This window comes from Cytobacillus sp. IB215316, assembly GCF_033963865.1.
GTDB lineage: Bacteria > Bacillota > Bacilli > Bacillales > SM2101 > Nanhaiella > Nanhaiella sioensis.
In genome coordinates, this window is sequence record NZ_JAXBMC010000025.1 from 1 (window position 1) to 25,719 (window position 25,719).

Genomic DNA, 25,719 nt, shown 5'->3' on the forward strand with positions numbered 1-25,719 from the left:
TCAGTTCCAAACGATACTAGATCAAGTATTTCCTGAATATAAAGGGGTTTTTAGTAATTTATATGCGCCTTTATCCTTAAAAACGCTACTCCTCTATCCTACTTCTCATGAGGTATTAAAGGTACCAGCGGAAGAACTAGCAAGGAAGATGTATGATCTAGGAGGAAAAAGATCGTATGGATGGTTTTATGAAAAGGCTTTGAAGTTAAAAGAGTCAGCAGAACGGAACCCATTTAAGAAGACACTGTATCAAAGTAACTTGGTTACGCTAAAAATGTATATTCAAATGCTTCTTCAACAAAGAGAGTTTCTTAACATACTAGAACAGGAAATTGAATCGTTAGCGATGCAGTTTGAAGAGTATGAGATTCTTACATCCATCCCAGGGATAGGTACTAAAATAGCAGCAACACTTATTTCAGAAATAGGCGATGTTGCGCAGTTTAGCCATCCGAAAAAACTAGTAGCCTACGCTGGGATTGATCCAAGGGTATACCAATCTAGTCAGTTTACAGCCACAATCAACCGTATTACTAAAAGAGGATCTACTAAGCTTCTCAGACACTCTATACAGCTGTTCAGTGTGGACTAACCAATAATCGCAACATGAAAATCCGAACGTATTATGACAAAAAAAGAAGTTAGGGCAAGCCTCACAAAGTAGCCATCATAGCTTGTGCCAACAAGCTATTGCATTGGATTTATGCCATATTAAAGCATAAGCAAATGTACACTGCGTAAACCAATACAATTAATTACACAACTAACAAAAACTTCAAATAATGATATTGAAGCTTATTTGTCATGTCCATTTTATTATATCACCTTTAACCTAGTATGATTTCTTAAAAAGTATTGACTTATATTAGCTGGTATTGTGGAAGATCAGAACAATAAAAATGGAGTAACTTTTACCCCAACATAATATCACTTTTGTCTAGTGGGTAACGAATAAGTCAATCTTAATTCTCATACTTTTATTATAAAGTATTTAAAAGAGGTGGTTTGATTTGACGACGGCTGTTATTGATGTAAAAACGCATTCGGTCATTAGCGAATTACCTGTTGGAAACACTGAAATTTTATCGTCTATCTTCACACCAGATGGTAAACTCGCTTTTGTCACTAATAGCGGGTCTACCTCTGTCTCTGTCATAGATGTGTTAACTAGTAGTGTGATTGCTACTCTTCAGGTTGGAATTAATCCATTTTTTGTCGCCTTCACAGCAGACAGTAAACTTGCTTATGTGATTAATAATGGGTCTACCTCTGTTTCTGTCATAGATGTGTTAACTAATAGTGTGACTGCTACTGTTCAGGTTGATGAAGACCCATCTTTTGTTGCCTTCACCCCTGACGGTAAACTTGCTTATGTCACAAATAGAGGATCTGGAACAGTTTCTGTCATAGACGTGAAAACGCATTGTGTGATATCGACAATACACCTTGGAGTCGGGCTATCTGTAGTCGTATTCACCCCTGACGGTAAACTTGCTTATGTCACTAATATAAATTTTGGCACAGTGTCTGTCATAGATGTGAAAAGGCATAGCCTGATATCGACTGTACAGGTTGGGTTGGGGTCATTTGATATCAGCTTCACAACAAATGGTAAACTTGCTTATGTGATAAATAGAGGGTTTGGCAATGTTTCTGTCATAGATGCCAAAACCCATAGTGTAATATCGACTGTACCGGTTGGGTTTGGGCCATCTGTTGTTGCCTTCACGCCAGATGGTAAACTCGCTTATGTTACGAATACTAATTCTGCCTCTGTTTCCGTCATAGATGTCAAAACCCATAGTGTAGTATCGACTGTACCGGTTGGGAACTTTCCACAGGATGTGGCTATATCACCAGATGGTAAACTCGCTTATGTCACTAATGATGCTGCTGCAGGTAACGTTTTTGTCATAAATGTAAAAACGCATAATTTGATAGCAACTGTACCAGTTGGATTTCCAGCAGGTAATGTCGCCTTCAGCCCGGATAGAAAACTCGCTTATGTAATTCAAACACAGTAAATACAATTTCTATTGAGTTTAATAATATACCCTGTTTAAAACGATATTGATCAAAACATAAAAAGAAAGGCTCTTTCAGTATTACTTCTGAGAAGCGCCAGATTGTGGAAGATGACTTGGACTTCTAATTGTTAATACTGTCATAAATTTCTTGTTGTACATTGTGTTTTATATGATGAAAAAGTATTTAAAACACCTGTCTGAGTTTCTTGCTGATAGATAACGCAATAACCTTCTTCTCTGTTTTTCATTATAAAAATTCCTCATTTAGTCACTATAACTTTCCCTTTTTCATGATGTATATATTTAGTTGAACATATAAAAGCATTAATGATAAAGAGTAGTCCAATTAACAGTAAAGCACTTGAAAGTACTATGATGCTATAAACCAAGTCTGGTGCATACAATACTGCAATGCGATATGAACCAATCATGAATATAGGAAAATAGAAACCTACTGTAGCCGCTCCGATGAATATTATAGGAATTAGAATTAGTTGAAAAATTATTTTGATTCTGTTTATTTTCATCGTAAATACTAATTTAAAATTTCTAAACCTCCACACCAATGATAAGACGAAAAATGTTATAAGACCCAATAATCCCGTTGCAACTAATAAAATAACCTTCGCTAATTGGTACTCATCTTCTTTCCACGATGCTGCCTGTTCTAGTTTATCACCCAAGATGTAATTTTTAATATTCTCACTGATAGAATGAGTGACATCATTTTGGGAATTTGAAAGTAAGGCAAACCCTAGACTGTATTCTGGAAACAAATACACGTCTGCTGTAAAGTTAGGATAATCTCCACCATGATCTATCACCTTAGTATTCGCTTCCTGAGAGATTTCCCACCCATAACCATATGGTTCATTATGAGAAATAGAGAAGGGTTCCATAAACAATTCGCTTACTGCCTCACTTGGAATTACTTGACGCCCTTTATATTGTCCTTCTTGTAGTAGTGTAGTTATGTAACGTCCAACATCTTCCACATTACTATATATTCCTCCCGATGCAACCGTTGGATATGGAGGAGCATAATCAAATGGTTTGTTCTTCCCCGCTTCTAAGCGATGTCCTACAGATAAATTATTTAACTTAGACACCTTTGTGTAAAATCCAGTCCGTTCCATCCCTAATGGCTGGAATACTAACTTATTCATTGCTTCATGATAATTCATACCTGATACTTTTTCAATGATAAGACCAAGCGTCCAATAGTTGAAATTAGAATATTCAAAACTTTCTCCAGGTACAAATACCAGTTTAATTTCACTAATTCTTTTTACTTGTCTTTCTAATCCATTATTAGAACTATCTTCTATTTCAAGTCCATATGAGGTGGTTGGAATACCACTACTATGTTGTAACAAATGACGAATAGTCACCTGTTTTGAAAATTCTTGATTTTGCGAAATAAACCATGGCAAGTACTCTACCACGGTCGCATCAATATCTAGCAAGCCCTGTTCAGCTAATTGCGTAACAGCCAAGGCAGTCATCGATTTAGATACAGAAGCAAGCCCAAAGATCGTCTGCCCGTCAACTTTAATATCACTTCCAATTTTTTGGCTCCCAAACCCGTTCATATAAACAGGTTCTTCATTTGCAATTAGCACAAAAGCCATACCAGGGACTTTGTGCTTGTTCATTTCTTGTTCTATATACTCTTCCAATTGTTCCAAATCAATATTGTTAATCGCACTCTTTGCTTCTACGTTGTTCATTGTCGAAAAAAATATAAAAATAATTAAAAATATGACTATTATTCTTTTTTTCACCTTTAACCAACTCCCTCATACCTTCTATGTCATATCATACCTATCATAATTTTCTTTTTTATCTCTTATTTCTTACAAAAACCTTAAGAATGAGAATTAATCGTAGAAGTTGGGATGTTCTCGTCATGGATTAATAATTAAGGCTCTTTTCGTAAACTTTTTCTTTAGTTCCTAAAATAGAGCAAAAGATGTCTTTATAGAAGAAAGATGCCGCAAAAACAGCCTTTTATTAAAAGCAACAATTAATGCGAAAATACCTTAAAGAAAAAGCTATATTAAATTTCACTATTGTTTTTTAGGTATTAAAAATGGGAGGGGTCGATTTGGATGTTCCCGTTCTTATTCAATATAGCGCCATAAAGTATTATGAGTTCAACCAGTATTTTTTCTGGCTGACCTATTTTAAATAGGTATTATCCTTAAATTAGTCAAGGATAGCCTCTACTATATTTTTGCGCCAGATTGTGGAAGATAAAAAGTAGTAAATAATCAAAAATATTGAAATGGTATTAAAGTATCCTTTATCTGAAGTAGAACTGTTTATCTAACTTCTAATACAAATGTGTATGATAATTCACCATCAGGCCATTTAGCTAATACTTCATATATATTATGACCTTTACTATTTGGTATCAATACTTGCTTATCATTTAGCATAACTTCCATTTCTCTTCCGTTTTCATTCCATAAGTAAACAGTTATTTGGGGATTGCCTTCAATCTGAATATTAATTTTATCGTTGGGTTCGACTCTAACAGATTCAAAATTATCAGCAATTTGGTACGGAGAAATAGCATCAGTTTGTACAACCTGAGTATATAAACCTTGCTTTCTTTCCCATTTGTAATTACCTACTAACATTTCATAATCCGTTTCATTTATATTAATCTTCCCTGACATAGATGGGGGAAATTCCTCGCCCCTTCCTTCCGTGTCTTTAAACATTTCGTTTGAAGAACCAGTTATCCAAAACGAAGAAAATACTATAATTACAAATAACAATGTATTTATTCTCATCATTGTTCCTCCCTTTTAATAATTAACGAATAAATACCAGTAAAAGTTTCAGTATTCCCCCTACTTACGAACCTGTTTATTCAGACAATTTCTAGTTCAAGAAATGCGCCATATTTATGAAAATCTGTTTGATTATAATGAGAATTGAAGTTTAATTTAAGAGCTGCCAACAAGACAACTGTAAAACTAATAAACGTCCTTGAACCATCCTCCCTGATCAACCTCCTTTCATGAACAGAATAAAAGTTTTCTCAGCTGTATGTTATCTTTTCTCTCTTTTAATTCCCCATTAAACCCTTAACTAGTGACGTTATACTAAGTACAGCTCCAATTGCTAAATGTCTTCTTGTGAAATTTATTTAATTTGAAATAATTGTTATATAATCGTAAATATTTCAATTGGGTACTGTATAAAGTTTTATACAAGGAGTGAGAATATGTTTCCTAAATTAGAAACAGTAAGGCTAATCTTGAGAGAACTAAAAGAAAATGATGCACAAGATATTTTGAATTGTTTTTCAAATGAAGATGTTTTACGTCACTATGGTCAAAAACCATTAACAAATTTAGAACAGGTGAAAAATATAGTTAACAATTTTGCAATTAACTACAAGGAAAAACGAGGGATTAAATGGGGCATTGAAATTAAAGGAATAGAAGGAATTATTGGAACCATTGGTTTTCATGATTGGTCTTCCGAACATAAGAGAGCTGACATTGCTTATGCACTTTTTCCAGAACAATGGGGAAATGGGTATGCAACTGAAGCAATTATTAAAGTTTTATCATATGGATTTAACGAACTTGAGCTAACTAGAATTGGAGTAGTTGTATTTAAAGAAAACAAACCATCTAATAAATTATTAGCTAAGTTAGGGTTTGAAAAAGAAGGGATTCTCAGAAACTATATGTATCAAAATAACATTCCATATGATACGAATGTCTACTCCTTACTTTCAACTAATTAAGCTATATTAAACTAATGTGAGTTTTTCTGAAATTGTTCTAGATGCATTAAGTATAACAGAAACGCGATGATTTTAGGTCATCGCCCACTTTAATTGAATATACTAAATACTTACTAATATAGAATAAACAAATAATAATACTAAACAGACTCCAGTAATATATTTTGATATTTGTTTAAGTCTATCACCTTCAAATGCTTTAATTAACAAGTAAAAAAAACCGATTACCCAAATACCGTTTTGAAAAAAAGTAGAAATTATATTTCTAAGCATATTGAAAATAAAATATAAGTCCATCAGTACCCTCCTTTTGCCAAATTTCGATAAATAAACACCATTTAGTTGTATTAACCTGCCTTTTTAGTTGAAGAAATGAATTTTCATAATCTTATACTAAGTTTAACATAAAATTCCACAAAACCTTCAAAAATATCATCCTTCAGTCCTTAGACAATCCTTTTCACAGAATATTAAGTTTAAATGTAAAGACGCTTATCTAAATTTCAGATATGCGCCTTATTGTGGAATACAACTTTCAGAATCGACGTTGTTTAAAAAATTTCTTCTGTAATGAAGCTATCTAGATCTGCAAAAGGTTGAGGAGTTAAGAAAGGCACTGTTGGAATGGGATCTCTAATAAATAATTTTACAACTAATACACAAATGAGAATACCTCTTCATCATTCAAATTACCAATTTTTTTTTTGGTGCCTCTACATAACCAACGTTCACGTACATAAATGTCTTTTGAGTATCATTCAATTCTATGACGGTATAATCACTATTAGGGTAATAGCACTGAATCTACTTTATCGTTAATTTTCCCACTAATAATACGATACTTTTGTTTCACATCTTCATACGTATCCCCTAGTAGTTGTGAAACATTTATTGCCACTTTTAAATTAGTCTTATATATCTATGTCTTCTAGATGGTATTCACCTTGAGAATTCTTAACTGAATACACGGCACCGTAATAACTACCTTGTTCTAATGTAAATAAGATAAAAGTTCCACCTTCAATGTTCGAAATTTCAGTTATGTAAATCTCATTTGGATTTCTAGAATAAAAATAGTCTATTCCTTTTGAAACTAACTTCTCTAAGTTCTTATCTGCTATTGATTCAGTAGTAGTTACCATTCCCTTAGGTTTAATTTCTTCATACTTTTTTTCATTTATTACACCTCTAGATATCAATCTTCACAACCTAATATGTCTTCAACATTTATAAGTTTAATTTGCCTTATCTCAAATACCCACCTACCTTCATAATAGATGACTTTAATTAATATAAGATTTCCTATATATCCATATTTCTCTTGCTAATTTTATATAGAATTAACAATTTGAACGTGAAAAAAGCAAACAAATAAAGACGCAATTCAGTATTATTTCTGAAATTCGATAGATTGAATTACGTAACTAAAGTCCCCATAAGTGACCAAATAGTTAGGTCTCGTTTGGTTTATATCAAAGGCTTCCTTCGGTAACTTATACTGAGTGTCGATAAAACTAAGCTCTAGTTGATCTTCTACATCGACTGTTATTGTTAGTTTTGTAGGAGTATTATTTGGTACTATTTTTATTTTGAATGGTTGTTTACCATACTCATACTTTTCATCGTTTATAGCTGCATGATGAATGGTTGCTTCTCCGTTTGATTTAATTACCAGTTCACCAGTTTCTTTAGGCGACTTTATTTGCAAGGATAATGTTCGTTTATTTCCAGTTACTGAGTTTTCAACCACTTCAACGGAAGATGACCTCAATGTAAAAATAGGTGCTTCAGAAATAAAAGCATTTGAATTTGGAAAAACATAATGAAACTCTGATAGATTCTCTTTTGAAGCATCGTTATTAAGAAATTGTTTAGAAAAATTATCAGGTTCAGCAAATGAATACCATATAGCTTTATTTTTATCAATATCCAATGCATAGTCTAGTTTACTAATGTTTGGATGTTGTTCAGAAGGCGTCATGACATAGTTTGCCGTTAAAATGATAAGTAGCCCAATCAACGCTAATATACTCGGAAGAACCCATAGTTTCTTACATTTCACAAGCGGAACTGCAGGAATTAGCAAACCAAGCACAAGAGATACAAGAGCTAAAATTAACCCAGCTTGATCTAAAGTTATCATTACAACAAGATAATAAAAGATCGGTGTGAAAAGAATAACCCCAGGTATACTAAATAACGAATGATAAAAATATCTGCTTGGCTGATTTGATTGATACATTCCTGTGTAAAAGGAGATGTTTAGCCCAATTAATGTAAAGAATAAAGTCCAATGGAAAAGATAACTTCCTCCAGGAAAATAAAAGCTTGTAACAATTGCTAATAAAGTCCATAGGAACAATGCGCCCAATTGAAGGTTCCAAATTCCAATTTTTTTTGAACACAAACTATACACTAAAATAAACAGAGCCAAAGTACCGAGAATAAAACCAGTGAAATAAATATTACTATAAAATAAATCTGTCGTAACCATCCATACTTTGTTAATAATAGATTTATTAGTCATAAGCCAAAGCATTGAAGTAATTATGTAGGATAATAAGATAGTAGATACAAATACAATAAACCCTCCAAGCAACCCTCTGAAGCTGATGGCATTTTTACGTTTTCCATGTATGAAGGTTGCGATAAATAATAACAATATCATTACAGTTAAAGGAAAAACGAGTGATTGAGAATACGATACAGTATTAGAGCCAATAACATTAAAAAAAATAGAATCATTACCTTTTGTATCATATAAATCTTGATTTCCAAAATGTCTTGTCAAATAGAACATATTTTCACCATGATGGAATAAACTGTTTTTATCTAAAAGATGTAAACTACCCATAGACGTGTGATAAGTATTCAACCCTTCTGCAAAGGCAAAATTAAGTCCAGGTAAACCAGCTTCTTTAAAGACTGATAGATCCGTGTCGTTAGGCATGTATTTATATAAATACACCAAAAAGGAATTCCCAACAGGATGAGGAGATCCTTTAACATATTCATTGATTAACCATTGATTTTGATCGCTAGTTTCAAACATCATAGAAGGCCCTTTATTGCCACGTGCTTCAAAGTTTAAAACCAGGCCTACTTCTTCGGCTAAATCATGTTCTTCTATGAACGCTTTAGCACCTAACATATCCTCCATTTCTTCTCCATCTGTAAGCAAAATAATAATATCGTTTTTTAATGGTTTTCCATTTTTTATTGCTCGTACAGTTTCAAGAATAGCTGCTACAGAAGCTCCATTATCACCTACTCCTCGAGTTCCTATCGCGGTATCATAATGTGCGCTTAACAAAAGAGCTTTTGAGTTTTCTGTTCCTTCTATTTTTGCAATAATATTATTAATAGAACCTGCTACTCCTTTAGAATCAGAAACCACAAATGAATGTTGTATTTCAGGTTCTACCCCTAGTGATGTCAATTCATCAAAAAGATAATTCTGAATTTTTTTGTGTTCTGGTGAGCCAACTGGATGTGGATTTTGACCAATAGTTTCTAAATACTCCATAGCTCGTTCGGTAGAAAATTCATCTTCAGCCAAGGTATTCTCTGTCATTTTTGGGGTCTGAGTAGATAATAGTCCTAACCACAACGTGAAGAGAATGACAAAAACTAAAAAAACTGAAAAAAAAGAAATTTTCTTGTGTCTTACATGACTTTTAACTGTATCTGCTCTCATAACATACCTCACAGTGTTATTTTTTTATGTTAATATAAATCTTGAATGCCTAATCTTTTTTGAATTACATCTATTTTTACAAGATTCAAAGTATACACAGATTAATATATAATAGTTGTATATTTATCAACACCTTCCTTTTCTTAACACCCGATTACAATAATATTCATTAGTGAATATTGCAAGGTACTGAACTACATCGAGTTTACTTAAATTCAACATCTATACATCAATAGTAAAACAAGAGTTTGATCTTTCAATCAGGTGGAGTAGAGTCTCAAACTGATTCAGTTCAGTTTACTTGAGCGAGTTCACTTCAATTTCTTCTTGCTTCCCTTCTTTTTTTAAATTGATTTCCTGCATAGTTTCTTTACTTATGTTCCAACTTTTATAGACAGCATATAGAACATAGGCGGCAACAACCCCAATGATAGCTGAAATATTCGAGCCTAAAATCATAAGAAGTACAAAATCAATTATCGCCCAGCCGATTTTTCCAACAGAAGATTCCTTTGTAAATTTTGAAAAGCAATGAGCAGAATTTAGAGTATCAGGTGAATAGATCCTACTATAGAAATGCACGAATAGCCTGTTTTCAAAAACTGTTTGAATACAAGATAAACAAATTGATTGCTAATCCTACCATAGCACCAAGAATTGAAATTAACACGATAACTGCAATTCCAACAGATTACCAACAATCCAGATCTCCCCTCGCTCTTGTTCCCTCCCTTCCTTAACTCCATCTTATCTATATTCGCCTTTTTCCAGAACATGCTCGCGCTCTATTTACAAGTAAGACTTGGGGCTTAACAATAATAAGACTCACGCTTACCAGCAATTATTACAAAGAAGTTATCAGGTGAACCAATTATTAGTAATTTAGAACAGAGAGTAAAAGCTATGTGGCGCACTCAGTAGAGCCTATGTTATATGTAAAAAAATTATCCTATTTTATAAACAGGATAATTTTCATCTTCACTAACCTTTAGTCTAAGTTGTAGAATTTTTGGATCTAGTTACATATTCAGTATAACTCTAACCAATCATTAATAAGTACATAAAAAACAGGCTGTTGTTCAATGTGCAAATAACTACTTTTCACCTATCTAATCAATATGAAGTTTAGTGTAAATCCCTACAACAGGTAATAATATCACCCTAACGGTCTTTTACTTAAAATTACTAAATCAAAATACTTGTTATTCCACAATATGGCTCGTTTGCGAAATAATCAAATAAATAAAATTTCTTTTCTTTAAGTATATAATTTCCATAAATGATATTATTTGTTATGTAGTAATGGTCTACTATGCAATACAATCCTACCATCAATTTAATTAACACTTGCCCAATAAGGTATTTTTCATCTCCTTTAATACCAATACTGATATAACAGTTAAAGGAAGTTCTAAATGATTGAAATAAAAATGTTTCCATATACTGTAATGTCAGCACAGAAGAACAAGCAAGTAAAGGCTACAGTTTTCTGCACCATTGCAAATCTTACAGCAATATGTTCATTTTTACGGCTGGCAGATCGCTGAAGAATACGTCGATGAGGGCATTAGTGGTAATGTGATATTAAAAATCGACCAGCAATGCAAAGAATGATATTGGATGTGGAAAAGGAAAAATTACAAGCTGTACTGGGATGGAAAATATCACGTTTCTCAAGAAATATGTGAGATACTCTTGTGCTACTAGAGAAATTTGAAGAGTTTGATATAAAGTATATTTTCTACTCAGAAAATTTTGATACAGGCAGTCCCATTGGTGTCGTCTTGTCGTCCAATTGACGGCATCTATTGCAGAAATGGAAAGAAATACTCTCTCGGAGAACGTCAAGCTGGCATGACTCAATAAGCTAAAGAAGTGAGCTGGAATGGTGGTGTGGTTTTCGGTTATGATTCTACAGAAAAAGAGCTTATTGTTAACCCCATAGAAGCAGAAATTGTTCAACTTATATTTACCATATAAATAGAAAGTAAGGGTCTTAAGGCTATAGCTAATCATTTAAACAAAGCAGGCTATAAATAGCATTGCTACCATATTAGATAATCCTATGTACAATGGTAAATTCCGCTGGTTACAAGTTGAGAACTGGGATAAAAAGAGAAGACGTGGAAAAAATACGAACCCCATTTTAGTTAATGGGAAACACAAAGCCATTATCTCCGACGAACTTTGGAATATCGTGTAGGCCCGTAGAAAGATTAAGTCTTTTACGCAGCGACAATCCAACGAGCCGTTCCTTTTAAGTAGGATTCTCCATGTCCTACCTGTGGCCAAGGTATACACTTATCCACATATTGTATCTTGAATCCAATTGTTTAAAGGAAAATTCACCTTCAAACCCAGATTCAAAAGATAAATTTCCACATTATCTTCAACATTTTTTGCCTCTATTTGTGGTACGGTCCAGCGTACCATAACAAATGGGTGTCTAATATGTATATATGATGTTGTATCGAATATGTCAGATCATTGTATAGAAGAAGTTGGTAATCTAAATCTCATCAATTCAAAGAAAACTTCTCTAATCGTTTCAATATCTTCCTTCATTCCGGTATCAACCCATTTATCCAAAATACTTAACATAGCACCTGCATAATATGAAGGTGCATAGTAATGTGCTGACTCACTTAGGTTCATGAATGCCTTGCAATGCATTTTATGGCCAACATCTTCAATTTCTTTTTCTAAGATTCGTAGTAGACCTGATAATTCTTGATTTTTTAGCATTATAATCAAGTCTATATTTTCATTCCAAATACGAAGATATGTGTCCATAATGTAATTTATAGGATCTATATCATCGTTGAAAGGGTTAAGTTGTTTTTCATAAAGTAATGCAATATGATGACTAATTACTTCTTCTTTTGATTCATAGTTTAAATAAAAAGTTTTTCTTGCCAATTCAGCTCGCTGTACTATGTCTTTAATGGTAATACTCTTATAACTTTTTTCCTTCAAAAGTTCGATTAGCGCTTCTCTAATTAAACGCTGAGATCGTTTAGATAATTCATTCTTAGTCTCTTTCATATCAAACTCCTCATATAATACACATCTTTATAGGGTATGTGTATACTTTTAACATTCTATTGACCAAACAATTTTTCATTATTATACTTCAAATCAAGATATTACACAAATGTGTATACTTTTAACGTTTCAATTCTGTAAATAGCGATTCTATCAAGCTTCAAAACAATAAATTTATTAATGAAAAATACATGGTAAGTAAAAATTGCGTGTAATATTTGAAATTTCTATATGTTTTTGCATAACATTTCGAATTGCGATATATCGCACAATATTTCAGGAGGAGATAAAATGAGTAAATTAAAAGACAGCAGTAAATATGCCTATCAAGGATTAGAAACAAATGGTTTTTTTCTAAAGGGAAGTTTACCAAAAGACAAAGCCATAGAGTTAGCGGGCAGGGATTTTTCGTTTCAACAAGTTGAAGACAATAGAGTGGGTTGTGCTTTAATGGTCGTTAGAATAGAGAATATGAAACCGTGGAATATACCATTAGTAAACATCAAATATCCAGAAGCAGCGTGGTTATTAGATAAGGGAAATGGTGACTATTTGGCTGTCAAAGCGCAAACAACACTCTCTATGCTTCCGGCCTTATCAATGTCAGACAACTATAATACAGATATTGGAGACATCTCTCTTAACAAAAATGGTGAAAATGCCAATGTAATTGTGACATCAAGAAAAAATGGCTTCACAGTAGAGTTAAATGAACCGTCAGAAAATACAGAGTTTGATAAGACACTGATAAACAACTTATGGACACGTAATAAAAAAGGCAAATATTATCGCATACCTTGGGCTCCAAATGAAGCAGAAGGTATATACCAAATGAATTGTCAAATAACCGATGATAGCCTTGGAAAAAACGTGTTCGGTCACGAAGTTATGTGGAATGAAAAAGCCATATACTTCATCAATCGTCGGCATAGTTGTGCTCCATCATACGCAGACCAACCATTTAGTGAAGTACAATAATGAACACTAGAAAAACTTAATTAGAGCATAATTTATATAAACCTCTTTACGATGCTAGAAAATATCCAATACCTTTATAATATGCTAATATCTCATAAAATTTTTAAAAGTCGTCAAACTGACACTCACCCACTGTTGTTTGCTGAACCCTTCTTAGAGTTATTAATCCAACTAATTAAAAAGGTGCCTGACCCTAAGAATATTAACATAGTAACATATCAGGGCAGGCACACAATTTTTTATAACTTTTAACAATGGCAAATTAAATCAACCATTCTTCATGAAATTCTGACTTTCTAAGTAATTAAGCACGGTTTGTGAAAATTCATGATGGGATTCTTGCGTATATTTCGCAATGGTATAGACTTCAGCAAGGTTTTTTAATCCCAATTGTTCTGTCATTTCCTTAAGCTTAGGGTTATCCATATAACGCTTCCAACCCTTTTCATCTCTCTCTTTATAAATATCCAAAATATCATCATTTGAATAATCTTGATACTTTTCATAATGAACAAGCCCTTGCTTTGGTAGTCTATCACGTGGAGCAGGGTTTTCTGCCGGGTAGCCTAATGAATACCCAACAACAGGTACTACGTTTGGTGGTAAGTTTAATAGTTTACCAATTTGATCGCAATTAGCTAAAGTTGAGCCCATATAACAAATTCCTAACCCTGCATCTTCTGCTGCTAAAGCACAGTTTTGCGCTACCAACGTTGCATCAATGGCACCGATCATAAAGCTCATGAAATTATCAAAATGTACAGGTGCATCATTAAGCGTCAACCACTTCCTCATGCGATTAAAATCTGCACAGAATGTTAAAAGGATGGGCGCATCAACAACCATGGATTGATCCATATGTGCACTATATAATTTTTTCTTAAGCTCTTTATCTTTTGTAACGATGATCGAGTAAGGTTGCATATTGCCACTAGAAGATGCACGAATACCCGCATCTAATATTTTTTCTAATAACTCTTGACTGACTTCCTTATCTTCATATTCTCTTATGGATCTGTGCCCATGAATAACGTCATTTAACTCCAAAAAGATCACTCCTCATGACAACTTAGACTTTTTTACTTTTGCTCTTTCTACTAAACTCTTTCCTATTATATATGCCTTCCACCAAAAAAAACAAATTTTCAATAATATTCTACATATTCCGAGGTTATTTAATCAAACTATTAAACTAGATAGCTTCTTTATAGCTAATTTCAATCTCAACATGTGAATAATAATAATCTACATAGTATTAAATTTTGAAATTAGAATATTACGTACCAATCCTAATAGATTGACCAACTTCAACTTCCATTGTCATAGCTTCTCTTGTAAAACATGCCACGTGTATCTCATTATTCTCTATATCTCCACTTCGAAGAAAATAACTACTATCACTCGTTTAAGCAATTGCTATTATATGTTTCTGACATTTTGAACATAAGTTACTCTTATTATGTATTTTTTTCATTTCCTCATTTATCTTGAAAGTAATTATGCCCATAGCGCAATCTAACCAAACCTTCAGTGCAATATGCAAAGGGAACCAATTATTTTCTAAGGACAGTATCTCTACAGATTGTTAAATCTTATTCCATTAACTATGGATTAAGGTGTGAAATGACTGTCCATTTTTCTCACAACTTTATGATGCTTTGCTACACGTAAAAAAAATGCACTTTATCATCTGGTAATTCACCTATAACAATTAGCCCTTTATTTCGTTCGTTTCGGCTTGAAGATAAATATGCTCTGGATGAGGATGGCTAAGAAAATCATGATGTGAGATTGACCAGCCATATGCACCTGTATAACTAAACAGAAGTATATCGCCAACTCTAAGCTTTGACACATATACTTGTTTTGCTAGAATGTCATTAGGAGTACAAAGCTCCCCTGCTACTGTTATAACACCATCATTTAATTCTGGACGTCTAAATGGATATGCCCATTGATCTATTGGGATGATAGTAAAAGGATGACTTTGTTTCCAAGCGGCTGGTAACCTAAAGTGATGACTCCCTCCTCGTACGACACAGAAATGATGATTGTGATTTTGTTTGATATCTAGCACCTCAACTGCATAGTAACCACATGATGAAGTAATGTATCTTCCACATTCAAACAACACTTTTCTATTAGAATCATTCTGTTTTGTTAGCACACCTTGTAGCCGAGTTGTAAAATCCCCCCAATCAAATTGCTGTTCTACTTCTTTGTAATTTACCCCTATACCGCCACCAACATTTATATATTTACTGTCCATTTCACACATTGACTCCCATTTTTTCACTTTGTTAAAACAATGATCTACAAAGTCCGCATGAGCTTTGGAGTCAAAATTATTCGACATTGCATGAAAATGAAAACCGAGAAGCTCTATATTCGATAAATTTTTTGCTTGGTTAACTGCGTTTGGGATGTCATCTTCATCTATGCCAAATTGTGTAGGGACACCAGACATCTTTAATTGAGCATTAGGAACCGAACTTCTCAAATTAACTCGTAGTAATATTGACACAGTTATTGCTCTTTCTTCAGCGATATAATTTAACAATTGTAATTCATGAAAACTTTCAACATGAAACAAGGACACACCATAAAAAATGGCACCTTCCAGCTCTTCTCTTGTTTTTGCGGGGCCACCGAATAAGATCGGAATGTCTTTATCAATTGCTCGTACTTTTTCGATCTCTCCTAATGAGGCTACTTCAAAGCCAGGAACAATTGGCGCTAGAGTTTTTAATAGTGTTTCATCTGAATTAGCCTTAATCGCATAAAATAATTGGCACGCTGAAGGAAGTGTTGCCACTAACTGTTTCGCATGAGTACGTAAATGACCTAAATCATATACATAAGCACAAAAGGGTTTTTCACGTTCTGACTTAAGAGACTTCACAATGTTTTTAATCATTCTTTCATTCTCTCCCATAATGATATTATAAGAGCGTTTAGAAAAGAGGACAAAAAGCTGGCTCTATAAACACTCTCTATAAATAATAGATTTGTCTTCTATACGTAACAACAATAATAGTAGAAACAATACAGCCTAAGCCCATGACGACTCCTGCCCACATCGTTCCAGCCCAAGTAGCAATCATTCCAATTACTAGAGCTCCTAACGGTATAAACCCTCTATCCATTAAGGCAATGCTTAAAATTCGCCCACGCAGTCGATTTGGAACTTTCATTTGTATAGTAATTCTACTCATTGTTCGGTAAACCTGACTCGTTAAACCAACAAGGAACATAGCGATACTAGCAATGAATATATTAGAAGTAACAACAAATAAAAGCAATGATCCTCCGAACGCAATGATAGAATAAATTAACCATTTCCCTATATTGTTTAGTTCTCTTCCAATAGATAGCCAGCAAGATCCAACTAATGCACCAATTGAAGAGATCGCTAACAACATTCCAAAACTACCAGGTCCTAACTTATATAGGTCTTTAACAAATAGTGGCATCATCGTCGTATAAGGGAAGCCAAATAACATTGGTACAACTGCTAATATGAGTAATGACTGTACCGTTGGAGTTGTTTTTACAAATGCTATTGCGTCAGCAATTGATGTAGGATGTTTTTCTTTCCTATTCACCTCTGAAAATGATTGATAACGAATCATTAATAATGACAAAATGACACCCAACATACATAGGGCATTTAAATAAAATAGATTCGCAGTATTAAGCACTGCAAGCAACACCCCTGCAATAGCTGGGCCAATAATACGAGCTAAATGAATAATCGTTGTATTAATCGCTATTGCACTTGCCATGGAGCTTGTTGGTACTAGTTCAGGTAATAATGCTTGACGAATAGGAGGCTCCATTGCTGCTAATATAGCTCTTACTGTTACAATTAGTATAAATAGTTTATAAGACTGCCCACCTTCTACTAGAAAACCAATCCAAACGGTTAATAGCATCATTCCACTTTGCAATAATATTAATAGTTTTCGACGATCATAGCGATCCGCCAATATGCCACCCGGTATGCTAAAAATAAAGGTTGGTACTAGCCGACATGCATTGATGATCGCAAGCTGGAGCGGTGAGTTAGTAAATTGTAACACCGCCCAGTTTAATACAACTAAATCCATCCAATCTCCTACACGTGTGACTAAACTACCACCCATAAAGATGCTGAATGTTTTTGATCGTAACGCAAACCTTGATTCTTGTTGCTCTAATTGTACTTCTACTTGTGCCATTGCACTTTGTCCTGCATAGTAAATTGATGAAGTGGATTCGCTACAGACACATAGGCATATTCATTACTTTCTGGTTGTAAACGCATTCTAGTAAGCGCCTTATGATCTACATTCCTTTGATAAAGTGCCGTCTTGTCGATCCGAACATTTTCCGTATATTGCTCTTTTGTTTCAAGCTGGGTAAATACATTATCACAAATTTCATATATGACCTTCCAAAGCTCTACCTCTTTAAATTCGAAATGTTTACAAAATTGCAAAATTAGTTCACCACAATGATTTTGTATAACGGTATAAAATACTTTATTGTGCATGTCCTTAACATTATCCGTTAATGTCATTGAACCAGGATAAAAATCTGCATGAAATCCTTGTTCTTCAAGACGCTCCCTATATATTCTAGCTCCCCCCCAATCACGGAACAGCATTCGTATTGGGCGGCCGTTATTAAATACCATTACACTATTTTGTAAATGACCTTCTAACCCAATCCCATATTTGACCATCATAGTAAGGTAACCAGGTAGTGAAGTTTGTAAATAATCTTCAAAGAATTGGAATCCAGCATTTTTTAGAGACGAAATCGTTCTAGTCTCCATATATTTTTCAATCAAATCTACAAAGATTGGTTGCTCCGTTATTGGAGATTCAGCAAACAATGAGCTACTCACTATTGCGACTTCTCCTTCAGCAATAAAGTTTTCAACATTTTCTCGAAACAAAGCAGAAAGATTTCTGCTTTTTAAATTACGAGTATCTTTGTTCGCTGTAAATTCTTTCATTTTAAAATTAAAACCTGCGCATTCACATACAGGGACAAATGTTGCTAATAAATCATGTTCATTCATCATAATTTGACGCATCAGCTTAGTAAAAACAGTAGCGTTGTTAGTCGTATTTGCTGAAATTGAGCGAACAGTAGATGTCATTTGGCTGTTTATAGCTACCTTTATGGCACAGTTGTTTGTAAATGGTACGACTGTTCTAAACGACGATGTAGCTCCGCAAGGTATTTTGATACTACTAATAGGAACAACAACCTTATTTTTAATTTCCTCATTATAAATAACAGGAATAGCTCTTTTAAGCTGCCAAGGGTGAACTGGTATTATGACATAATCACATATATCAAGCCCTTGTTGCGTAAATTGTTTTTCAGCTGTCACTTGTAACTTAGGATATGCATTGAAGAGGAAGGCATTGGCATCTTTATTATGATCAAGTGTAGACCATTCTGCATAATCTTTCCTCACTGCGACAAATTGAATATTTGGTACTCCATCAAATTCTGGGGCGTAATGAAACACTTCAGTTGGATTTAAGCCCATTTTCGTCTTTGTACCAGGGTGTAAATTATGACCTTCCACACATAATTGTTCGAAAAATAAACTCGAATTAAATGTGGGATCTTGTTTTTTTTGCAAGCGTACCCAGTCCACAATGTTAGTTATTCCAAGTTCACTAGCTTTTTGTTGTAACGTTTGTTTCTTCTGCTCCCAGTATGCATATGACATCGTTAAATTTGCTGAACCATTCGTTAATTCATCAGCAAGCTTCAGCCAACCACTTGATTTTTTGTAAAATGCTGCATCTTTATCCTTCATTAGATGAAGGAATTGAACTGATTGTTCAATGACTCGAACTACTCCATTAGACAAATGTAATATGCGCCCATCCACTTCTACTCTGTTAAATGCATATGTTGTGCTTACTGGCATAACAAGATAATCATTGCTGTATAAATGGTATAATTTATAAACCTTGTTACCTTCTATTCCAAATGTATGTAAAGCTTCGATGATTTTTTGGCATTCGTTATTTATAGCAGGAACATTTAATACATGTATACCGTCTTTGACATATAAGTCATACGAATTTGAATTCAACCCTAGAATATCTTCACGTAACATGGATGCTACTAATCTATTTAAAATTCCTTGGCGTCCTTTTACTAAGGAACTTGCAAACCTTGACTTTAAATGAGGGTAATGATCTTCTAAAAATGCTGCAACGGCCTGTTCATCTCTAAGTAACTCACCTTTTCTTAAACTTCTAAATGAATTGCTTAGTGTATCCGATTCAATAGTATGGACATTAATGTTACTCACAATTATTCTCCCCTTTCCATTTCGCCATAGGATTGGGCACTTTCTTATAGGAATAAGATGTAATATCTCCTTGTAACCTCATCGTAGTGAGCCCCTTTAGATCGATCATTGGTTGAATTACCGCTACCTCATCCTCATTAGCCACGCCGTTAATATCAGTATCTACCTTCAATTTACTAAAGATAGTACTGCAGGCTTCATTGACTTGCTTCCACAATTTTGCTTCTTCAACATCTAATTCACGTACGATGCACGCAATTAATTCAGCTATATGATTTTGCATTACTGAATAAGATATAATATTTCTTAACTGGGTAACATCATTAGTCACGATGGATGAATTAGGATAAAACGTTGCATGAAGTCCTTGTTTCTCTAACCTTTCGGGTAGCACTCTTATGCCACCAAAGTCTCTTACAATCATTTTTACGAGCTCCCCATTACGAAAAACGGAGACGCTATTTTGCATATGCCCTTCCAAACTGATTCCATACCTAACCATTAAAGTCAAAAAGCCTCTTAATGACACTTGGGCATATTTAGATATAAATAATGACGCAGCCTCTTGATTATTTGATGTTTGGAATCGATCTTCCAATTCTTCTATTAATTCAATCACAATTTTTTTGTCACTAATTGGTGACTGTGCTAATAAGGTAGCTGCAGGCATTGCAATTTCCTCTTCGCAACTAACATAGTTCTCTGGATTTTCCCTTAAAATACAAGCTAGATTTGCTTGATATGTCCATCTTTCATCAATTGATAATTGTTGATTAAGTGGTTGAAAATAGCTACCCGCTCGTTCTTGAAGAATGATAAAACTATTGTCAAAATGATTTTCTCTCTGTTGGATGACAGCAAATAGTTTTGATAACATTGGTCCATTCTCAACTGAATTTGGTGAAACAGTTCGTACTGCACTAGTTGTTTGTACATTAACAGCTGTTTTTATATGATGTTTTTGCTGTCCCCAACGCTGAATCGGTGCTAAGGAACGAAAGGATATTAATGACTGTGTTGGTATTGAAAATCCAGGGATAGGTATGATGTGCTGCTGCTCAAGTTCATCTTTGTACAAGTCACCAATAGTATGCTCAAATTGCCATGGGTGAACTAGCACTAAGTCGAACTGGTCAGAATTAAGCCCATTTTTTATTAAGTAGTCTCCAACTATTTCTTTTAATCCTGTGTACTCTTCATACAAATAATCTGTTACCGTTAAATCATTAACAGAAGTTGTTTGACAGTATTTTTTAGAAACGGCTACAATTACAACTTTTGGAGAAGCACCCCACTCTGGTGAATAATGAATTACATCTCCGACTTCTAGACCTAGCTTAGTCTTTGCACCTGGATGTAACGTATGTCCTTCAACAACCCACTGTTCAAAAAAAGCAAGTGGACTAAAGTTTGCACTTTTTTGTCGCTGCTTGATTACCCATTCCATGGATGTTTTTATATATTCAGGAAAATCTTGTTTTCTTCTGGCTGCACCGGTTAATGCTAGCGCTAAATTTGCAACTCCGTTTTGAATTTCTAGCTTAAACCTTTCATACTGCTTTTCATCAACACCTGCAAACAAACCATCATTTTTTAATAAATCTAGAAGTTCAGCAGGATGGGAAAGCTTATGAGAATTCTTATGACTACAAAGCATCATATCTCCTGCTAAATCAAATCGACCAAGAGAATGTAATTTCTTCACACCAGCCTGAAGCCACTGATCATCAGACAATCTTACACGAATAGTCAACTGCTTACCTTCAAGCCACGTAATTCTTTCCTCACTAATGATTCTCTCCCGAACAAGGGATTGAAACAAACGTTGAAAAATACCTCTTCTACCTGCAAGAATATTATTTATATATGTATCAAGTAATTCAGGTTTTTCCGTCTTAATGTATGATAGAGCTTTTTGTTCTTCGTTATCGAAAAGTGTTTGAGATAACATCGTAGTTGTATTTGTATGCATCCCGTTCATTTCAACCCATCCTTTATATTTATAAATTTTAATAACCTCACTTATTAATAATAATGATAATCATTATCATTAAACTTACGAGTTATATCATACTTGATAATGATTATCATCGTCAAGCATATATTTTCCTATTTACCGATTCCATTGATAAAACTAATTAACAACAATATATATGTTCTTTACCGTACGTTGCTTATTAATACCATACGAAGATATTTAATTAGTTATTAACAGAAAAGAACAGATCCCCAATACTTTACATAGGACACTCTAGGATTCACAAAATAGGTTATTATCGTTCAATAAATAAAAATTTGCAAACAAAAAAGCTGAGGAGAGATACTCACTCAGCTATTAATTTCTGATAACTTATGCTTCTGGCATACATCATTTCACTATATTCCTTTTATTAATCTATACATCTATTAATATGTCATGCTAGTCCGATCTTACTATATTTGTTCGTGAACCATTGACAAAACTTATCTAAGCTCGATTTTTTATTGCTAGTAGATGAGTTGCAATGAATTTTATATAACGTGGAAAGAATTTATGCCCACTTGTTATTTCTATTGATTCCTGTATCGCTATTTGATCACCTTTTGCTGCCGCTGTTCTTATCTGCTCATAATTATTACCCATATATGGTAAACAGTTAAAACGTAATTGTTCATCCTCTACAAACAAAGTTAGTGAAATCACTAATCGATTGTGAATTTGATTCGTGCAGTAATTGTAGAAGAGCTTTCCATGTATTTTCTTTTTGTACAAGATCAAATTTTTTTGATAGTTCACCTGTAATAGAGTCGAAGATATTATCCCGATAAACTTGTGGTTGGTCTAATGTATTTAACCTCTCCGTATATGTTATTGCTACTATGCCGAGGGCACTCTCCAACAATAACGAAAAGTCAAATTTAACAGCATAAAATTCTCTTGTTACAGTTAATGTTTTTAACACTTTCATTTTCATCACTCCAAAAGGATATATATAAATTCTATAATTTTAGAATTATGAGTTCTATAATTTTCGAATCTTTTGAACTAGACACCATCATCACAAATTTGATAATATTTAACTAGTTTGTAAGTTGAATGCTATATTTAGGCTCTTTTTGTAAACTTTTGTTGCTATCGAGACAAAAATGGCAATGGACCTCATTTAGAATAGGAAAAGATGCCACGAATATCTGGTTTTATACGTATTAAGTTCTTAGTACGAAAAGCAACAATCAATGCGAAAACAGCCTGTATTTAAAGTGGGTGTATGCTATGAATAATAAGAAAAAGAAAACTATGTTGCAGTTACCAAAAGTCCCAGACAATTTACCACAACTAGACCTTAATAACCAACTAGAAGTTGATCAATATTTCAACAACGGTTCAATTTTCGATTGTGAAATTTCAAATAAAAGTAATGAAAGAATTTCCTTCGAAAAAATACTATTTAAAAATGTTATATTTACTAATATATCATTTTTAAATATTGAACTGACCGATGTTATTTTTGACAAATGTGATTTATCTAATGTTGATTTTAGCAATGGTATTATTCATAGGGTAAAGGTGACAGATTCCAAACTATTAGGTATGAACCTGTCAGGAGCTGCTTTACGAAATGTTACTTTTAACGATTGCTTTGCAAATTATGCATCTTTTGGGTTCTCCGATCAAAAAAGTGTTCATTTTAACTCGTGTTCATTAAGTCACGCAGATTTTTATGAGTCAAAGTTCAAAAACATTGAATTTAACAGATGCCAGATGCACCAAGCAAATCTAGCAGGTACAAGCTTAAAAGGAATTGATTTAAGTAGCTGTTCTTTCGAGCATTTAACTGTGTCGGTTGAACAATTAGAAGGCTGTATTATTTCTCAAGAGCAAGCTATTGGATTTGCTAAAATTCTCGGCTTAGTCGTTAAACAGCCGCATGAGTAAGTCGTATTCGATTATAAAATATCAATTTTCTGTTACAAGCGAAAGTTCCGAGGAAACTTAATAACTTACAAGTACACAACTACTTTCTATTTCAAGTTACCAAAGCGTTATATTTTATTGTTATTCCTGTCAATTATACAAGGGGGCTGTTTTTCTTTTGAAAAATAATGTAGTCATTTTTGATATCATATTTTATGTCGTATTTCCATTAGTAGTTTGGAATCTTGGTAGAGATTATATAGGAGATTATTATGCTATGCTTCTTTCGTCTGTACCAGGAATCATTTATAGCCTATACAGATTTTTTCAACTTAAGAAAGTTAATGTCTTTGGAATTTATATGCTTGCTACACTTGTAATTGGGACGCTCATTGAAGTGTTAGCAGGTTCTGCTTTGCAACTATTATGGAATCAAGTATTTTTTGCTTATGCTATGGCAGCTTTTTATTTAGCAACTGTATTAACGAATAAACCACTTACACTATACTTTGCGTTAGATATTTTTGAGTTACAAGGGATAGACAAAAAACTAAGTAAAAAGATATTTTTCCAAAGAAAATTTCTCATTGTATTCCAATTGATTACGATTGTATTTGCTGTAAGAAGTATCGTATTGGCAATAATTAAAACATGGCTTATCAATGAGTACGGTGTAGATGCTTTCGATAAAGGAATCCTTTTACGACAAGCATTCAGCTGGATTATGACAGGGGTTTCTGCTGTTGGATTTATATATATTGCAAAGCTCATTAGTGACACTCCAGAGCTAGCATCAGTATTTAACTTCGACAAGGATCGAGATAAAGACGACGTAGAACTAAATTCACAGATAAACAAAAAATAGTGGGGAGTTCCTCCCCACTTTTCTATAGCGATAAAGTTACACTTTGTTATCTTTTTCGAGTTCTATTCTCCTCCGTTAATTTTTTTGATCATTTAATTGCTCCATTACTTCTGTATACAATTTTTCATTTCCACAACCATAATGTTATTTTATTTCATTGTGTGATAAGACTTGTTTTTATTTTATATATAAACAGTAGCATCACACTCACTTTAACACATTACCGCGCCGTGGGTCAGAGCCCGGATCTACATGTACTTGTAAATTATACATTCCGGCTCTGTAGCCATGAGGTAATGTTTGTTCAAGACGTTGATATGTAATATATGGTTTTTGAGCATTATCATCAATCATTACTTCAAATAACCCTGATATTGTTTTTGATTTTCCGTCCTTCATATATTCAATAGTTAACGGGACTAAATCTTTAGTTTCTTCATTCGTATAAACAATTGTAAAAAATTCAAAGCGTTCTCTATCTTCTCTAATTTCACGTTCAAGATTTTCATCATATGAGAAGCTTTGTATGTCCTGTTTTTCCACATTTAACTGATTAATATATGGATACACCAGATCTAATTTCCAACTTTCAAACCTTGATGGAAACGTCTCATCATTTGCCAAAGCTTGCTCATAATCAAAAAAATGAATAACTGACAAAACGGCTATTAGAATTATTCCAATGCCTAAATGGTATTTTAATGATGTTAGTTTAATCGAATCTCTAATTAACAATAAATATAGTAATAATATAATACACAGTACTAAAAAACTTACCAAAGGCGTTAATAAATGAATCGCTTTTAGTTGAGTTTGTAGTCCTAACTCAACTATTTGATCTATAGTCATCATTCCACTTCCTTAAATCCAGTAATAAATTAAGTAAAGCTTCCATTGTTACTTCTCACTTTACTAAATGCTAGTAATAGATTATTGAATTCGTTAATAATACCTATTATGATTATTTTATATTAAATTATACTTATTTTATAAAATATTGGATTTGAGTCAATATCTTGGACACAAAAAGATTAAGTTTTATGCAGAGTCTTTGAATAGTTCTTCTATTGCTTGGGGTGTTTTATAAGCAATGCTGCTATGCTTTCTTTTTCTGT

General features: G+C 33.5%; 21 protein-coding genes. 8 read left to right on the forward strand and 13 right to left on the reverse strand.

Annotated features, from left to right (window positions below):
- Together SLH48_RS21155 and SLH48_RS21160 are read left to right on the forward strand one after the other, a co-directional pair.
- Positions 1-592, forward strand: a 592-nt coding sequence (locus tag SLH48_RS21155) for a transposase (protein WP_320259731.1), incomplete at its 5' end; no start/stop codon positions are given.
- 418 nt (positions 593-1,010) lie between these two features.
- On the forward strand, positions 1,011-2,024 hold the full coding sequence (locus SLH48_RS21160; RefSeq protein WP_320259732.1) for a cytochrome D1 domain-containing protein: 1,014 nt from the start codon (positions 1,011-1,013) through the stop codon (positions 2,022-2,024).
- Between the two features lie 263 nt (positions 2,025-2,287).
- Here SLH48_RS21160 and SLH48_RS21165 read toward each other — a convergent pair whose 3' ends face one another.
- The gene (locus SLH48_RS21165) at positions 2,288-3,811 is read right to left on the reverse strand and encodes a serine hydrolase domain-containing protein (RefSeq protein ID WP_320259733.1); all 1,524 of its coding nucleotides are present in this window, start codon (positions 3,809-3,811) and stop codon (positions 2,288-2,290) included.
- A gap of 540 nt (positions 3,812-4,351) precedes the next feature.
- Positions 4,352-4,828 (reverse strand): hypothetical protein, encoded by a 477-nt coding sequence (locus tag SLH48_RS21170; protein ID WP_320259734.1) that lies wholly within the window; start codon positions 4,826-4,828, stop codon positions 4,352-4,354.
- 437 nt (positions 4,829-5,265) lie between these two features.
- Here SLH48_RS21170 and SLH48_RS21175 point away from each other — a divergent pair, with 437 nt between their 5' ends.
- Positions 5,266-5,796, forward strand: coding sequence for a GNAT family protein (locus SLH48_RS21175; RefSeq protein WP_320259735.1), 531 nt, complete (start codon positions 5,266-5,268; stop codon positions 5,794-5,796).
- Positions 5,797-6,707: 911 nt separating this feature from the next.
- On the opposite strand, the gene SLH48_RS21180 is transcribed toward SLH48_RS21175, so the two are convergent.
- From SLH48_RS21180 to SLH48_RS21190, 3 genes are all read right to left on the reverse strand, one after another.
- Positions 6,708-6,995, reverse strand: a complete 288-nt coding sequence (locus tag SLH48_RS21180; protein ID WP_320259736.1) for a hypothetical protein — start codon at positions 6,993-6,995, stop codon at positions 6,708-6,710.
- A gap of 191 nt (positions 6,996-7,186) precedes the next feature.
- A complete protein-coding gene (locus SLH48_RS21185) occupies positions 7,187-9,493 on the reverse strand; it encodes a M28 family peptidase (protein WP_320259737.1) in 2,307 nt (768 codons plus the stop codon).
- A 297-nt stretch (positions 9,494-9,790) separates the two neighbouring features.
- Positions 9,791-10,075 carry a hypothetical protein gene (locus tag SLH48_RS21190; protein ID WP_320259738.1) on the reverse strand — a complete coding sequence of 95 codons (285 nt, stop codon included), beginning with the start codon at positions 10,073-10,075 and terminating at the stop codon, positions 9,791-9,793.
- A gap of 1,028 nt (positions 10,076-11,103) precedes the next feature.
- Between SLH48_RS21190 and SLH48_RS21195 the strand changes: the two genes are divergently transcribed.
- Together SLH48_RS21195 and SLH48_RS21200 are read left to right on the forward strand one after the other, a co-directional pair.
- Entirely contained in the window at positions 11,104-11,181 is a 78-nt protein-coding gene (locus SLH48_RS21195; protein ID WP_320259751.1) for a hypothetical protein, read from the forward strand.
- Between the two features lie 377 nt (positions 11,182-11,558).
- Complete coding sequence (locus tag SLH48_RS21200; protein WP_320259739.1) at positions 11,559-11,696, forward strand: recombinase family protein; 138 nt, start codon at positions 11,559-11,561, stop codon at positions 11,694-11,696.
- A gap of 281 nt (positions 11,697-11,977) precedes the next feature.
- Here the strand turns inward: SLH48_RS21200 and SLH48_RS21205 are convergent, their stop codons facing one another.
- Entirely contained in the window at positions 11,978-12,538 is a 561-nt protein-coding gene (locus SLH48_RS21205) for a TetR/AcrR family transcriptional regulator (protein WP_320259740.1), read from the reverse strand.
- Positions 12,539-12,829: 291 nt separating this feature from the next.
- Here SLH48_RS21205 and SLH48_RS21210 point away from each other — a divergent pair, with 291 nt between their 5' ends.
- Complete coding sequence (locus SLH48_RS21210) at positions 12,830-13,516, forward strand: hypothetical protein (protein ID WP_320259741.1); 687 nt, start codon at positions 12,830-12,832, stop codon at positions 13,514-13,516.
- Between the two features lie 267 nt (positions 13,517-13,783).
- On the opposite strand, the gene SLH48_RS21215 is transcribed toward SLH48_RS21210, so the two are convergent.
- The 6 genes from SLH48_RS21215 to SLH48_RS21240 form a co-directional block, all read right to left on the reverse strand.
- The gene (locus SLH48_RS21215) at positions 13,784-14,572 is read right to left on the reverse strand and encodes a nitroreductase family protein (RefSeq protein WP_320259742.1); all 789 of its coding nucleotides are present in this window, start codon (positions 14,570-14,572) and stop codon (positions 13,784-13,786) included.
- Between the two features lie 655 nt (positions 14,573-15,227).
- Complete coding sequence (locus SLH48_RS21220) at positions 15,228-16,433, reverse strand: type III PLP-dependent enzyme (protein WP_320259743.1); 1,206 nt, start codon at positions 16,431-16,433, stop codon at positions 15,228-15,230.
- A 76-nt stretch (positions 16,434-16,509) separates the two neighbouring features.
- Positions 16,510-17,736, reverse strand: coding sequence for an MFS transporter (locus tag SLH48_RS21225; RefSeq protein WP_320259744.1), 1,227 nt, complete (start codon positions 17,734-17,736; stop codon positions 16,510-16,512).
- Positions 17,724-19,844: an IucA/IucC family protein gene (locus SLH48_RS21230; protein WP_320259745.1), complete on the reverse strand. Its 2,121-nt coding sequence runs from the start codon at positions 19,842-19,844 to the stop codon at positions 17,724-17,726. Before SLH48_RS21230 ends, SLH48_RS21225 begins: the two co-directional genes overlap by 13 nt.
- A complete protein-coding gene (locus tag SLH48_RS21235) occupies positions 19,837-21,825 on the reverse strand; it encodes an IucA/IucC family protein (protein ID WP_320259746.1) in 1,989 nt (662 codons plus the stop codon). The genes SLH48_RS21230 and SLH48_RS21235 overlap by 8 nt, the downstream gene beginning before the upstream one ends.
- Positions 21,826-22,495: 670 nt before the next feature.
- The gene (locus tag SLH48_RS21240) at positions 22,496-22,792 is read right to left on the reverse strand and encodes a hypothetical protein (protein ID WP_320259747.1); all 297 of its coding nucleotides are present in this window, start codon (positions 22,790-22,792) and stop codon (positions 22,496-22,498) included.
- 305 nt (positions 22,793-23,097) lie between these two features.
- On the opposite strand from SLH48_RS21240, the gene SLH48_RS21245 reads away from it, so the two are divergent.
- Positions 23,098-23,760, forward strand: a complete 663-nt coding sequence (locus SLH48_RS21245) for a pentapeptide repeat-containing protein (RefSeq protein ID WP_320259748.1) — start codon at positions 23,098-23,100, stop codon at positions 23,758-23,760.
- A 157-nt stretch (positions 23,761-23,917) separates the two neighbouring features.
- Positions 23,918-24,604 carry a VC0807 family protein gene (locus SLH48_RS21250; protein WP_320259749.1) on the forward strand — a complete coding sequence of 229 codons (687 nt, stop codon included), beginning with the start codon at positions 23,918-23,920 and terminating at the stop codon, positions 24,602-24,604.
- A gap of 207 nt (positions 24,605-24,811) precedes the next feature.
- Here SLH48_RS21250 and SLH48_RS21255 read toward each other — a convergent pair whose 3' ends face one another.
- The gene (locus SLH48_RS21255) at positions 24,812-25,453 is read right to left on the reverse strand and encodes a hypothetical protein (RefSeq protein ID WP_320259750.1); all 642 of its coding nucleotides are present in this window, start codon (positions 25,451-25,453) and stop codon (positions 24,812-24,814) included.
- Positions 25,454-25,719: the final 266 nt, after the last annotated feature.